The following is a 14,019-nucleotide window of genomic DNA, read 5'->3' on the forward strand; positions in this document are numbered from 1 at the left end:
ACACCAAAACACCAAAACACCAAAACACCAAAACACCAAAACACCAAAACACCAAAACACCAATAGCGATGCTGAACGAACTCGATAAACTCAAGATGGCCATCGAGGCCGCCTGGGACCGTCGCGGCGAGCTTTCGCCCGAGTCGGCTGGCCACGAACTGCGGGGGCAGATCGATACCTGCCTGCAGGGACTGGAGTCAGGCGAACTGCGCGTGGCCGAGCCCGGCGCCGACGGCAACTGGCAGGTCAACGGCTGGCTCAAGCAGGCCATCCTGCTGCATTTCCGCATCACGCCCAATCGAGTGATGGCGGGTGGCGCAAGCAACTACTTCGACAAGGTCGACCTGCGCTTTTCCGACGAAACCGATACGCCGGATCGCTGCGGCGCCCGCGTGGTGCCCACCGCCACGGTGCGGCGCGGCGCGCATGTCGGCGACGACGTCGTGCTGATGCCCAGCTACGTCAATATCGGCGCGTATGTCGGTGCGGGCAGCATGATCGACACCTGGGCCACGGTGGGCTCCTGCGCCCAGATCGGCTCGGGGGTGCATGTCTCCGGCGGTGCCGGTATCGGCGGCGTGCTCGAGCCGCTCCAGGCCAACCCCACCATCATCGAGGACGGCTGTTTCATCGGCGCGCGCTCCGAAGTGGTCGAGGGCGTGATCGTCGAGAAGGGCGCCGTGATCGGCATGGGCGTTTTCCTTGGACAGTCCACGCGCATCTACAACCGCGAGACCGGCGAGATCACGACCGGCCGCGTTCCGGCCGGTTCGGTGGTGGTGGCCGGCAGCCTGCCAGCCGACGACGGCAGCCACAGCCTGTACGCCGCCATCATCGTCAAGCAGGTCGACGAGAAGACCCGCTCGCGCACTTCGGTCAACGAGTTGCTCCGAAGCGTCGGCTGACCTCTCCGTGTCACCGGGCGGACGCCCGGGACCGTCAAGCGTCCGCCCGGGAACCGGGGCTCACTGCGTCCGCACTTCGCTGTTGCCAATGAACACGTAGTAGAGCAGCGGCACCAGTAGCACGGTCATCACCGTCGACACCGCCAGGCCGAAGATCAACGAAATCGACAGGCCGTTGAAGATCGGGTCGGGCAGGATGAAGGCGGCACCCAGCATCGCAGAGATGGCGGTCAGCGCGATGGGCTTGAGCCGAACCACGCCGGCGAGTACGACGGCATCTTCCAGTGACTCGCCTTCCTCGAGCAGCTGCCTTATGAAGACCACCAGCAGGATGGAGTTGCGCACGATGATGCCGGCCAGCGCGATCATGCCGATCATGCTCGTGGCGGTGAACTCGCGGCCCAGCAAGGCGTGGCCCGGCAGGATGCCGATCAGGGTCAGCGGGATCGGCGCCATCACGATCAGGGGAATCAGGTAAGCGCGGAACTGCGCGACCAGCAGCAGGAAGATCACGAACACGCCGACCGCGTAGGCCAGGCCCATATCGCGAAAGGTCTCGTAGGTGATCTGCCACTCTCCGTCCCACTTGAGCGCCGGCGTGCCGGCCCAGTCGGGCTGGTTGATCCAGTACTGCGTCGGCGCGTCGGCCCGGTCGTAGAGTTCGGAAGCCAGGGCGAACATGCCGTAAAGCGGCGAGTCGACCTCGCCGGCCATGTCGGCGGTAACGTAGGTGACCGGCAGCAGGTCCTTGTGCTGGATCAGGCCCGACCATTGCGATTCCTCGATACGGGCCACGTCGGCCAGGCGGATCATTTCACCCTCGCGGTTCATCACCGGCAAGGACATCAGGGCCGAAGGCTGCGCCCGGTCGCCCTCGTCCAGGATCACGCGGATGGGCACGGCATACTTGGCGCCGGCGTCTCGCAGGTAGTCGACGTTGCGCTGACCCAGGGCCACCGCCAGGGCATCGACCACCTGGGCCTGGGAAACGCCCAGGGTCGCCGCTCGGTGCCGGTCGACCACCACCCGCCATTGCGTCGTCGGGGCGGTGACCGTGGTGTCGATGTCGACCAGGCCGTCGATGCCTTCCATTTGCCGGGCGAGCTTTCCGGCCAGCTCGGCCCGCGCCTGGGGCGTGGGGCCGTAGACTTCGGCGACCACCGGCGAGAGCACCGGTGGGCCCGGCGGAACCTCGACGATCTTCACGGCCGCGCCGTAGCGCTCGCCGATTGCCGTCAGCGGCGGGCGCAGGTCCAGCGCGATCTCGTGCGACTGGCGGTCGCGCTCGTCGACCAGGTTGATCTGCAGGTCGCCGTGATAGGGCTCGCCCCTGAGGTAGTACTGGCGCACCAGGCCGTTGAAGTTGATCGGCGAAGCCGTGCCGGCATAGGCCTGCCAGTCGGACACCGATTCGACATTCGAGAGGTATTCGCCCATTTCCAGCAGCACGCGCATGGTCTCTTCCATGGGGGTGTTCTCGGGCATGTCGACCACGACCTGGAGCTCGGACTTGTCGTCGAAGGGCAGCATCTTGAGAACGACCGCCTGGAAGACCGGCAGCAGGGCGACGAGCAGGGTGAGTCCCACCACGCCGCCGGCCAGCAGCCAGCGCCGCTTGCGGTTGTCGCCCAGGAAGGGCGTGAAAACGGCCGAGAACAGACGATGCAGGCGCGGGTTGATGCCCTCGGTGGATTTCTCCGCCTGTTCGCCCGAACCGTTCTCGGTTCCCTTGCCGCGCCGGAGCAGGCGGACCGCCAGCCAGGGCGCCAGCACGAAGGCGACGACCTGCGAGAGCACCATGCCCGCCGAGGCATTGATCGGGATCGGGCTCATGTAGGGGCCCATCAGACCGGTCACGAAGGCCATCGGAAGGAGTGCGGCCATCACCGTGAGCGTGGCCATGATCGTCGGCGTGCCCACCTCGTCGACGGCGGCCGGGATGATGTCGCGAATGGGGCGCTTGGAGATGCTGATGCGGCGATGGACGTTCTCGACGATGACGATCGCGTCGTCGACCAGGATGCCGATCGAGAAGATCAGCGCGAACAGGGACACGCGGTTGAGCGTGAAGCCCCAGGCCCAGGAAAACACCAGGGTCAGGAGCAGGGTGACCAGCACGGACAGGCCGACGATGAGGGCCTGGCGCCAGCCCATGGTGGCGAGCACGAGCAGGATCACGGAGATGGTCGCCGAGATCAGGTCGCGGATCAGCGAGCGGGCCTTGGCCGAGGCCGTCTCGCCGTAGTTGCGCGTGACCAGCACTTCGGTGTTGTCCGGAATGACGCGGCCCTGGAGGCTGTCGAGCCGAGCCTGGACGGCATCGGCGATATCGATGGCGTTTTCGCCCGGCTTCTTGGCGACCGCCAGGGTGACCGCCGGGTAGACCCGGCCTTGATCGCCGTCGCCTCCGGGACCGAAGCCGAGCATGACGCTGCGGTCGGGAACCGTTTCGCCGCGACTCACGTCGGCCACATCGCCGAGTCGCACGGCGGTGTCGCCGTGCAGGCCGACGACCAGGCGCCGGACCTGTTCGGTCGTCTCCAGCAGGCTGCCGGGCTGGAGGGGGACTGAAACCCCGTCTCGGACGATGCGTGATTCGCCTGCGGCGCTGTTGGCGGCCTGCAGGGCGTTCCGGATGTCGGCCAGGGTCAGTCCGAAGCCGGCCAGTCTTTCGGGGTCGAAGCGAACGTCGACGCGGTCGGGAATGCCCCCGATGGTGTAGACGTCGCGGGTGCCGGCCACGCGCTTGAGCGCGACCTCCAGGGTGTGCGCCAGTCGTGTCAGGTCCTCGCCGGCCTGGCGGCCGGTGGGATCGTGCAAGGTCAGCGTCAGGATCGGGACATCGTCGATGCCCTTGGGCTTGACCACGGGTTGCCCCGCACCGAGGTCGGCGGGAAACCAGTCGCTGTTGGAGTAGACCTTGTTGTAGAGGCGAACCAGGGCGTCCTGGCGCGGAATGCCGACCTCGAATTCCACGGTGATCACCGCCTGGCCCTGGCGGGAGGTCGAGTAGACGTGCTTGACGCCCGAGATCTCGTCGAAGATCTGCTCGCCGGGATTGGTGATCAGAAACTCCACTTCCTCCGCGCTCGCACCCGGAAAGGGCACGAAGACGTCGGCCATCGTGACGTCGATCTGCGGCTCTTCTTCCTTGGGGGTCACCACCACGGCGAGCATGCCGGCGATGATGCCCACCGCGGCCAGCAGCGGCGTCAGCCGGGAGTCCTGGAAGATCCGGGCGATGCGACCCGACGGGCCCATGTTGTTCTGGATGTCGCTCATTGCGACTCGCTCCGGGCGAATATGGCTTCCGGATCGAGTGCGACCTCCTCCCCCTCGCTCAGCCCGGAGAGGACTTCCAGGCGGTCGCCTTCGCGTGCGCCGATGCGGACCTGCCGCAGCCGGGGCGGGCCGGATTCATCGCGCACGAACACCGCGCGCAGTTCGCTGCGCCGCAGCAGGCTCTCTGCGGGAATCCACAGCGCCTCGCGCCGTTCGACCGGCAGCATCACGCGCACCAGCTGTCCGGGGTAGACATCCATCTTTCCGTTCTGGAAGGTGATGCGGACGGTTACGCCGTGGCCGGGCGCGTCGGCGAAGGGAAAGCGCGTGATCTTTCCGATCGTCATTTCGCGACCGTCGTCGAGCACCACGCGCAAATCGTTTTCATCGTCCACCAGGTCGATGTAGCGCTGCGGCACCGAGACCACCACACGAAGGGGGTCGAGCGCGAAACCGCTCAACAGGGCCTGTCCGGGCCGCACGGACTCGCCGAGTTCGACGTGACGGGCGGTGATGACGCCGCCGTAGGGGGCGGTGATTCGCGTATAGTCGAGTTGCTCACGCGCTTCCTCGACGCCGCTGCGGGCGCGCGTGACGCGAGCCCTGGCCGCATTGAGTGCGTTGCGGGCCTGGTCGAGGTCGGATTGCGAGGCGACGCCGCGCTCGGCCAGGGGCTCGATGCGTTCGTAGCGCTGCTGTGCGTCCTCGAGACTGGCCTGCGCTTCTTCGAGATTCGCTTCGGCCTGCTGCAGTCGGGCGCGCTGTTCCGTATCCTCGAGCCGGGCGATGAGGGTTCCGGACTCGACGATATCGTCGACGTCGTAGGGTAGCTCGACGATGGTGCCGGCCGTCTGGGCGGAAACCGTGCTTTCCTGAACCGCTTCGACCATGCCGTCCAGGCGCACCGATTCGATCAGGCTTTCCCGTACCACGGGTGCCCATTCCACGGCTTCGGACGGGGAGGAGAGGGCGGTCGCCCCGATGACGGCAGCGGCCAGCATTAGGAATCGCGAGTTCATGTCTTTCCCTGCATTCAGTGGTGACTTTATATTAGCATAACGCGATATAATGGTGCCAGCCCCGGATTCAAGACCGGGTGGCTTGTTCCGGACCCCCGCTGCTCCCAGATTTGGAGATGTCATGTTTGTTTACGGAATCAAAAGCTGCGACACCTGCCGGAAGGCGCGCCGATGGCTGGAGGAATCCGGTCGGGACTACACCTGGCGCGATCTTCGCGAAGACGGACCGGACGAGGCCGCAATCCGGCACTGGGCGGAATCGGTCGGCGTGGATCGCCTGGTCAACCGGCGCTCGACCACCTGGCGCGGCCTGGGGGAATCCGAGCGTGCTCGAGCTCTGGACTCGCAGGCGGCACCGCGAGTACTGCTCGAGCATCCGACGCTCATCAAGCGACCCGTCTTCGAGCTGGACGACCGCGTCCTGGTGGGGTTCGACGACGCTGTGAAGCGGGCGCTGTAAACTGTAGCCCATGGAAACGGCGTCCGAAACGGTCATGCTCACGGCGGTAACGCGGGAGCAGCGCGAGGCACGCGAACGCCACCTGTCGCCGCTGGCGACCCGTTCATTCGACACGCGCGGACGCGAAGTCGAAGAACAGCCCGACGCCTATCGCACGGAGTTCGAGCGCGATCGCGACCGCGTCCTCCACTCCAAGGCCTTTCGCCGGCTCAAGCACAAGACGCAGGTGTTCATCAATCCCGAGGGCGACCATTTCGTCACCCGGATGACGCATACCCTGCAGGTCACCCAGGTCGCCCGGTCCCTGGCCGCCGCGCTGGGCCTGAACGAGACGCTGACCGAGGCCATCTGCCTCGCCCACGATTGCGGCCATACGCCCTTCGGACACACCGGCGAGGCTGCGCTTTCGGACTATGTCGATGGCAGCGAGTGGCTGCATTCCGAACAGGGCGTGCGGATCTTCCGGGTGCTGGAGCCGCGCAACCTGACCTGGGAAGTGCTCGACGGCATCCGGGCCCACACATGGCGCGTCAAGCCGCCGCCGCACACGGCCGAAGGCTGGGCCTGCCGTTACGCCGATCGCATCGCCTATCTCAACCACGATCTCCAGGATGCGCTTCGGGCCGGCGTCATCGAGGCCGACGACGTGCCGGCCGACGTCATCGACGTCCTCGGGCCGCTCGAGGGACGCAGTTGGATCAACGCCATGATCGAGGCCGTGATCGATGAATCGATCAGGCGTGGCAAGGTCGTCATGCGCGCCGATGTGCTTCAGGCGATGAAACGGTTTCGCGAGTTCATGTTCGAGCGCGTCTACCTGCGCCCGAAAGCGCTTGCGCAGAACGAAAGGGCGCGTGGCGTGATCCATCAGCTGGTCGATCACCTGCTTGCCCATCCGGATCTCATTCCGGATTCCTACTGCATCGCCGACGCAGATCGCCTGACGCAAGTACTCGACTATGTGGCCGGCATGACCGATCGCTACGCACTCAACCTGCACGACCAGTTGTTCCGGCCGCGCGGCCTCGTCTAGGCGCCATGCCGTCGCGCGTGTACCTGGCATACGGGTCCAACCTGCACCCGCGTCGGCTCGAGGAACGTGTGGGCGCCGTTGAATCGATGGCTGCAGTGAGACTGACCGGCTGGTCGCTGCGATTCGACAAACGGGGCGGTGACGGTTCAGCCAAGGCCAACCTCCGCGCCGCGCCCGATACCGGCCATGTCGCATTTGCTGCCGCTTACCGCCTTCGGCGCGACCAGGTTCGTTTGCTGGATGCTTTCGAGGGATGGGGGCACGGCTACGAGACCCTGCCGATAGCCGTGCGACTCGACGGTGAAGAAGTCCAGGCGTTCACCTACCTGGCGCCCACCCAGTGGCTCTCAGAAGATCTCCTGCCGTTCGATTGGTATGTCGACCTGATCGTCGCCGGAGCCCGGTTTCATCGATTCGACAAGTCATACGTACGCCAGATCGCAGCACAACCTGCCAAACGGGATCGCGATCTCCACCGTGCAACAAGGGAACTGAGCGAGATGAACCTGGCGCTACACCCCACTACAAAAGGTGATGCGGATCATATACTTGTTTGCGTTCGGTTATGCGCGTCTGTTAAGGTGACATTAATCTCGAGCTTCAGTAGCGCGTTCGAGTCGGAACATTGAAGGGGTTCCTCTGCTCCGGCGCGCTTGTTTAGGCAAGTGCGCTCTGCGCAAGCTCTCCTGGTCCGTTCGGGCTCCCTCGTGGCTACCGAAGGTGATCCATAGACTCATTTTTAAGGGAGAGGAAGATGCGCAAACCATCCTGGTTGAGACTGACTGCATTCCTGGTCCTGGCGTGCATGCTTTCCGTTGCGAGCGCTTCGGAAGGACAGGACGAGGCCGATATGCTCAAGGAGCAGATCGACCGAATGCAGCAGCAGCTTCTTGAGATGCAGCGTCAGCTTGACGACTTGCGCGCCGAGCGCGACGAGGAAGAGCAGAAACGCGAAGAAATGGAGTCGCGCCTGGCCAACGTCGAGGAAGGCGGCGCTGACGAAGAGAAGGTCAAGGAAATTGCCGCCGAGACCTACGACGAGAAGAAGTCCACCGAAATCGATGTGGGCGGCGCGGTCCGCTTCCAGTATGTCCTCGAGGACTACAACGACTCCTCCAAGGAAAACAACGGCACCCTGGAAATGGATACCGTCCGACTCAACTTCGACGGTACGGTCGGCGACGTGATTCTTTCGGCCGAGTGGCGCTGGTACCAGTACATGAACGTCATTCATCATGCCTGGGCCGGCTACGACTTCACGGACTCCCTGCAGGGCCAGGTTGGCGTCAATCAGGTGCCTTTCGGCGTCACGCCTTATAACTCGCACAGCTTCTTCTTCAGCTCGAACTATTACCTTGGGCTCGAGGACGACTATGATTTCGGCGCCAAGCTGATCTACGACGAAGGTCCGCTGAACATCCAGGGTGCGTTCTACTGGAACGACGAACTCGGCGGTTCGGACGGCTACTTCGGCTTCGATGGCGGAGACTTCCCCAACTTCCTCAACGACCGCTATTCCTATGATATCGTGGGCGCGAGAGAGCCGGGTGAAGGGGCCTACGCCGCTCCGGGCAACTATGCGTTCGACAGCAACATCATCAACGGCCGTGTGGCCTACACGCTGGGGCACGGTACCGACTACTCCACCGAGCTCGGCTTTTCCGGCCAGTACGGTGATGTCGTGGACAACGCCAGCGACAGCATCGGCAGCCAGTCGGCATTTGCCGCTCACCTGGTTGGCAACTACGGTCCCTGGAACGTTCAGCTGCAGGCGACCGAGTACGAATACGACATGGACGACGGCATGCAGCGCATGGCGGTCGGCGCCTACGATTTCTTCGACACCATTGCTGCGGAAGCGACTTCCTACACCGGCAACGTGGCCTACAGCCTCCCGGTGAACTGGGGTCCGGTTTCCAACCTGACCTTCTATAACGACTACTCGCTCGTTACGGACAAGTCGGGCGGTCTCGAAGACACCTGGATGAACGTCACCGGCGTCGCAGTCACGGCCGGCGGTCTCTACACCTACATCGACATCATTCAGGCGGAGAACCAGCCGTTCGTGGGCGGTACGATGGATTCAACCACCGAGCCCGGAACGAATACCCGCTTCAACATCAACTTCGGCTACTACTTCTAAGTAGCCGTGGACCCGTCAGACCCGATGACCGCTACCCACCAGCCAACATGGTGGCGGCATCGGGTCTTTTCTTGAGAGAGGGTTCAAAGGAAGGGAGAACCAATCATGAGTGAGTTCGACGAACAGAACCAGAAACCAAAAGAAATCGAACAGATCGAACAGATCTACGACACCGACTACGAAGTCGGCCAGGACAACGTGGAAGCCATGGGGATGGATATCCATCACCCGGTCTTCGCGATCGCCGCGACCCTGATCGTGCTGTTCGTGGTCGCTTCGCTGATCTTCCCCGAAGTATCCAATGAGTGGCTCAACGCCACCCGAGTCTGGATCGGCGAGAAGTTCGACTGGATGTTCCTGACCGCAGGCAACATCTTCGTATTGTTCTGCGTGGCCCTCATCATCCTGCCGGTCGGCAAGATCCGCTTGGGCGGACAGGATGCCAAGCCCGAGTTCGGCTACCTTTCCTGGTTCGCAATGCTTTTCGCGGCCGGCATGGGGATCGGCCTGATGTTCTGGGGTGTTGCCGAGCCCGTGGGCTACTTCACCGAATGGTACGGAACCCCACTGAACGTCGGCGGCGGTAATGCCGAGGCTTCACTAGGTGCGACCATGTACCACTGGGGCCTGCATCCGTGGGCCATCTACGGGGTGGTCGCGCTGTCCCTGGCTTTCTTCTGCTACAACAAGGGCATGCCGTTGACCATCCGCTCGACCTTCTACCCCCTGCTGGGTGATCGGGTCTGGGGCTGGTTCGGCCATTTCATCGACACGCTTGCGGTATTGGCCACGCTTTTCGGCCTGGCGACATCGCTCGGCCTGGGTGCCAAGCAGGCCGCCGGCGGAATGTCGTTCCTGTTCGATGTGGACGGCGGCCTGATGACGCAGATCGCCATCATCATCGGTGTGACCGCCGTGGCCGTCGTCTCGGTCGTGCGCGGCATCCACGGCGGTGTGCGCGTTCTGAGTAATCTCAACATGTTCGTGGCCGCTGCCTTGTTGATCTTCACCATGATTGCCGGCGGCTTCGTGGCCTTCCTGGCCAACATGGGCACTACGGTCTGGGGCTACATCGAGTACATGATCCCGCTGTCGAACCCCGTCGGCCGCGAAGACCAGACCTTCTATCACGCCTGGACCATCTTCTTCTGGGCCTGGTGGATTTCCTGGAGTCCGTTCGTCGGCATGTTCATCGCCCGTGTCTCCCACGGTCGCACGGTGCGTGAGTTCATGACCGCGGTGCTGATCGTCCCGGTGGTCGTGACTGTCGTTTGGATGAGCGCCTTCGGCGGTGCCGGTATTGACCAGGTCGTCGCCGGCGTGGGCGAACTCGCCGGCGGCATCGGCGATTCCTCGCTGGCCTTGTTCCAGATGCTGAATGAATTGCCGATGACGGCGATCACCTCCTTCCTGGCCATCGTCCTGGTGCTGGTGTTCTTCATCACCTCCTCGGACTCCGGGTCGCTGGTGATCGACAGCATCACGGCCGGCGGCAAGCTCGACGCTCCGGTACCCCAGCGCATCTTCTGGGCCGTGACCGAGGGTGTCGTGGCCGGTGTGCTTCTGGCGGTCGGTGGCGATGCCGCGCTGAACGCGCTGCAGGCCGGCGCCGTGAGCACGGGGCTGCCATTCGTCATCATCCTGCTGTTCATGTGCGTCAGCCTGGCCAAGGGCCTCAATCACGAATTGGTCCTGATCAAGCACGGCCACGCCTGACGCCAGCCAGAGCAACAACAAGAAGAAAGGGCCCCGTTACCGAAAGGTGCGGGGCCTTCTTCTTTTCGGGGGATTGCCAAAGCGGCGGGTGCTGGCTAGGATATTCCCCAGCGCGGGCGTCGTATAATGGCATTACCCCAGCTTCCCAAGCTGGAGACGAGGGTTCGATTCCCTTCGCCCGCTCCAATTTCGGAAGACGGAGGGCAGAGGGCGGTAGCCCGAAGCCGCTGGTCGATACGCTTTTTCTGCCCTCTGCCCTCTGCCCTCTGCCCTCTGCCCTCTGCCCTCAGACCAACGCTTCGGCAAAGGCCTGGACAGAGCGCTCCAGCGCGTTGAGGTCGTAGCCGCCTTCCAGCGAGGCGACCAGGCGGCCCTTGGCATGCTTGTCGGCGACCTTGCGAAGTTCCTGTCCGATCCAGAAGTAGTCGTCATCCTTGAGCCGGAGCTGGGCCAGCGGATCTTCGTAGTGTCCGTCGAATCCGGCCGACACCAGGATGAGCTGGGGTTTGAAGGCTGCCACGCGTGGGAGGAGCCGCGAAAGCCAGGCATCCCTGAAGGCGTCGCTCGTTGCTCCGGGAGAGAGCGTGGCGTTCAATACATTTCCGGCCAGTGTCGTCTCCGGGTCGCCCGTTCCGGGATAGAGCGGAGACTGGTGGGAGGAAACGAAAAGGATTTCCTCGTTGCCCGCGACGATTTCCTCGGTGCCGTTGCCGTGATGGACGTCGAAGTCGCAGATGGCAATGCGCTCGAGACCGTGATTCTTCAGGGCCCGGGCCGCGGCCAGCGCGATGTTGTTGAAAAGGCAAAACCCCATCGCCCGATGCGACTCGGCGTGGTGCCCGGGCGGGCGAACCACGGCGAACGCGCGCTGGCAGCGGTCTTCGAGCACCTGGTCGACTCCGTCGCAGGCGGCACCCGCTGCCAGGAGAGCGGCTTGCAGGGAGCCAGGCCCGAACCAGGTGTCCGGGTCGATGGCTTCGTGCTTGCCCTCGGCATCCAGGCGCTTGATGTAGTCGATGTAATGCGGTGTGTGGGCTAGCTTCAGCGTGGCGTCATCCACGGGCCTCGCCTGCCGGAAATGGACGTTGCTCATCCGCTCCAGGCCGCGCATGGCCGCCGCCAGACGGGCGGGGGATTCGGGATGTTCACTGGGGGTAACATGCCCGGCGCAGTCGGGATGGGAGAGGATTCGCAACATGGCCGTCAGCCCTGCTTGCGCTCGTGATTCCAGAACACTTCGCCGGCGCCCGAGGCGCGGGCGGCCGTACGAGCGACCACGAACAGGAGATCCGACAGGCGGTTGAGGTAGCGGATGGCCGGCTCGTTGACCGGCTCGTGGCGTGCCAGCGCGATCACGCGCCGCTCCGCCCGCCGGCAGACCGTGCGGGCGAGGTGCGCGTGAGCCGCGGCCGGCGAGCCGCCCGGCAGGATGAATTCCTTGAGCCTGGGGAGCGATTCATTCAATCGGTCCAGTTCATCCTCCAGGCGCTCGATATGGCCGTCGGCGATCATTTCGCTTTCCGGGATGCACAGCTCGCCGCCCAGGTCGAATAAATGGTGCTGAACGTCGAGCAGCAGGCTGGCCAGCTCTTCGAGCCCCTCCGCGCTATTGAGCTCGGCGATGACCACGCCGATGACCGAGTTGAGTTCGTCGACGGTGCCGTAGGCCTCGACGCGTCGGCTGTCCTTGGCCGTGCGGCTGCCGTCGCCGAGACCGGTCGTGCCGTCGTCGCCGGTGCGAGTGTAGATTTTCGAGAGTCGATTGCCCATGATCGTGATTATAGTTGGTTGGCTGGTTGGCTGGTTCGAACTCCTTCGATGAAAGTTAACGGGTAGTGCGTTAATGTGACTTCAAGTCTCGAATCCGGAGCGCAGTCATGTCAGCCAAAGCCTTGCCCTACTATCTCGCCAACCAGGCCGTTTTCGCCAACGAGGACCTCGAGGTGCTCGACAAGCACACCGGCAAGGTTGCCTGGCGTGCGGCGCAGGCCGACGACTCGATCGTCGATGACGCCGTCGCCGCGGCGGTCAAGGCGACCCGGCCGATGGCTGAGCTGCCCGCCTACAAGCGACGCGACGCCCTGCTGCACTGCGTCGAGCGGTTTCGCGAGCGCGAAGAGGAGCTCATCGAGGTGCTGATCGTCGAGGGCGGCAAGGTTCGCCGCGACGCCAAGGGCGAGGTGACGCGTCTGATCGAGACATTCCAGGTCGCTGCCGAGGAAGCGACGCGCATCGGCGGTGAAGTGATCCCGATGGACATCAGCCCGCGCTCGGAAAAATACACCGGCATGTGGAAGCGGGTGCCGATCGGGCCGGTTTCGTTCATCACGCCGTTCAATTTCCCCTACAACCTGGTCGCCCACAAGATCGCCCCGGCGATCGCGGCCGGCTGTCCTTTCATCCTCAAGCCCGCGGGAAAGACGCCGGTCGGGGCGCTGCTGATCGGCGAGATCCTGGCCGAGTGCGACCTGCCCGAGGGCGCCTTCTCGATCCTCTGCGTCGAACGCGACGCCGCCTCGCGCTTTACCGAGGACGAGCGCCTGAAGATGATGAGCTTTACCGGTTCCGACCTGGTCGGCTGGAAACTCAAGGCCGCGGCCGGAAAGAAGCCGGTGGTCATGGAGCTCGGCGGCAATGCCGCCTGCCTGGTCGATCACGACGCCGATCTCGACGACGCGGTCGCTCGCGTGGTCTTCGGCGGCTACTACCAGTCCGGGCAGAGCTGCGTGTCGGTGCAGCGCGTGATTGTCCACGATGCTATCTACGAGGCGTTCAGAGAAAAACTCTGCGAGCAGGTCGGCAAGCTGCCCGACGGCGACCCGCGCGACGAGAACACCTGGGTCGGCCCGCTGATCACCGAAGACGACGCAAAGCGCGTGGTCGACTGGATCCAGGAGGCCGTCGACGGCGGCGGCACGCTGCTGGTCGGCGGCCAGCGCGAGGGCAGCATCGTGCGCCCGGCGGTGGTCGAGAATCCGCCGGCCGACAGCAAGCTGCGCGAGGAGGAAGCCTTTGGCCCCGTCGTCACGCTGGAGAAGTTCTCGGATTTCGACGCCGCGATCGAGTCCATCAACGACTCGCGCTACGGCCTGCAGGCGGGCCTGTTCATCCGCGACATCTCCAAGATCAACAAGGCCTGGGACCGGCTGGAAGTCGGCGGCGTGATCATCAACGATGTACCGAGCTTCCGCGTCGACCACATGCCCTACGGCGGGGTGAAGGATTCCGGCCTGGGCCGCGAGGGTATCCGCTACGCCATCGAGGACATGACCGAGATCCGGCTGCTCGCGATCCGAGACGTCTAGAAGAAGGGGTTCAGGGTTCAGGTTTCAGGGTTCAGGAGCGGGAGCTGTAGGCGGAGAGCGAGTCGTCGACAATCGTTTCGCCGTGCCCGCCGGAATCCTTGAAGTGGTGCGGCCATCGATTGTTGCCACAACGATTCTTGTGCCCGGAACCCGGAA

11 protein-coding genes and 1 tRNA gene are annotated in these 14,019 nt (G+C 64.1%); 8 read left to right on the forward strand and 4 right to left on the reverse strand.

Annotation, left to right across the window (positions count from 1 at the left end; genetic code table 11):
- Positions 1 to 68: 68 nt before the first annotated feature.
- Positions 69 to 905, forward strand: coding sequence for a 2,3,4,5-tetrahydropyridine-2,6-dicarboxylate N-succinyltransferase (gene dapD, locus DZC52_RS11915; RefSeq protein WP_116651375.1), 837 nt, complete (start codon positions 69 to 71; stop codon positions 903 to 905).
- A gap of 60 nt (positions 906 to 965) precedes the next feature.
- Here the strand turns inward: dapD and DZC52_RS11920 are convergent, their stop codons facing one another.
- Both DZC52_RS11920 and DZC52_RS11925 read right to left on the reverse strand, forming a co-directional pair.
- Complete coding sequence (locus DZC52_RS11920; protein ID WP_116651376.1) at positions 966 to 4,187, reverse strand: efflux RND transporter permease subunit; 3,222 nt, start codon at positions 4,185 to 4,187, stop codon at positions 966 to 968.
- Positions 4,184 to 5,206, reverse strand: coding sequence for an efflux RND transporter periplasmic adaptor subunit (locus DZC52_RS11925; protein WP_181918929.1), 1,023 nt, complete (start codon positions 5,204 to 5,206; stop codon positions 4,184 to 4,186). Before DZC52_RS11925 ends, DZC52_RS11920 begins: the two co-directional genes overlap by 4 nt.
- Before the next feature lie 121 nt (positions 5,207 to 5,327).
- On the opposite strand from DZC52_RS11925, the gene DZC52_RS11930 reads away from it, so the two are divergent.
- The 6 genes from DZC52_RS11930 to DZC52_RS11955 all read left to right on the forward strand — a co-directional run bounded on the left by DZC52_RS11930 (position 5,328) and on the right by DZC52_RS11955 (position 10,744).
- Positions 5,328 to 5,666, forward strand: coding sequence for a Spx/MgsR family RNA polymerase-binding regulatory protein (locus tag DZC52_RS11930; protein WP_116651378.1), 339 nt, complete (start codon positions 5,328 to 5,330; stop codon positions 5,664 to 5,666).
- Positions 5,667 to 5,676: 10 nt separating this feature from the next.
- Positions 5,677 to 6,699 carry an HD domain-containing protein gene (locus DZC52_RS11935; protein WP_220338360.1) on the forward strand — a complete coding sequence of 341 codons (1,023 nt, stop codon included), beginning with the start codon at positions 5,677 to 5,679 and terminating at the stop codon, positions 6,697 to 6,699.
- 5 nt (positions 6,700 to 6,704) lie between these two features.
- Positions 6,705 to 7,328, forward strand: coding sequence for a gamma-glutamylcyclotransferase family protein (locus DZC52_RS11940; protein ID WP_116651379.1), 624 nt, complete (start codon positions 6,705 to 6,707; stop codon positions 7,326 to 7,328).
- 125 nt (positions 7,329 to 7,453) lie between these two features.
- Positions 7,454 to 8,842, forward strand: a complete 1,389-nt coding sequence (locus tag DZC52_RS11945; RefSeq protein WP_147307683.1) for a carbohydrate porin — start codon at positions 7,454 to 7,456, stop codon at positions 8,840 to 8,842.
- 105 nt (positions 8,843 to 8,947) lie between these two features.
- On the forward strand, positions 8,948 to 10,558 hold the full coding sequence (locus tag DZC52_RS11950) for a BCCT family transporter (RefSeq protein ID WP_116651381.1): 1,611 nt from the start codon (positions 8,948 to 8,950) through the stop codon (positions 10,556 to 10,558).
- Between the two features lie 112 nt (positions 10,559 to 10,670).
- Positions 10,671 to 10,744 (forward strand) — tRNA-Gly (locus DZC52_RS11955).
- 100 nt (positions 10,745 to 10,844) lie between these two features.
- On the opposite strand, the gene DZC52_RS11960 is transcribed toward DZC52_RS11955, so the two are convergent.
- Both DZC52_RS11960 and DZC52_RS11965 read right to left on the reverse strand, forming a co-directional pair.
- The gene (locus DZC52_RS11960; protein WP_116651382.1) at positions 10,845 to 11,756 is read right to left on the reverse strand and encodes a histone deacetylase family protein; all 912 of its coding nucleotides are present in this window, start codon (positions 11,754 to 11,756) and stop codon (positions 10,845 to 10,847) included.
- Positions 11,757 to 11,761: 5 nt separating this feature from the next.
- On the reverse strand, positions 11,762 to 12,328 hold the full coding sequence (locus DZC52_RS11965; protein ID WP_116651383.1) for a cob(I)yrinic acid a,c-diamide adenosyltransferase: 567 nt from the start codon (positions 12,326 to 12,328) through the stop codon (positions 11,762 to 11,764).
- Positions 12,329 to 12,435: 107 nt separating this feature from the next.
- Here DZC52_RS11965 and DZC52_RS11970 point away from each other — a divergent pair, with 107 nt between their 5' ends.
- Positions 12,436 to 13,863 (forward strand): aldehyde dehydrogenase family protein, encoded by a 1,428-nt coding sequence (locus DZC52_RS11970; protein ID WP_116651384.1) that lies wholly within the window; start codon positions 12,436 to 12,438, stop codon positions 13,861 to 13,863.
- The last annotated feature ends 156 nt before the right edge of the window (positions 13,864 to 14,019 follow it).

The organism is Wenzhouxiangella sediminis (assembly GCF_003410055.1).
Lineage (GTDB): Bacteria > Pseudomonadota > Gammaproteobacteria > Xanthomonadales > Wenzhouxiangellaceae > Wenzhouxiangella > Wenzhouxiangella sediminis.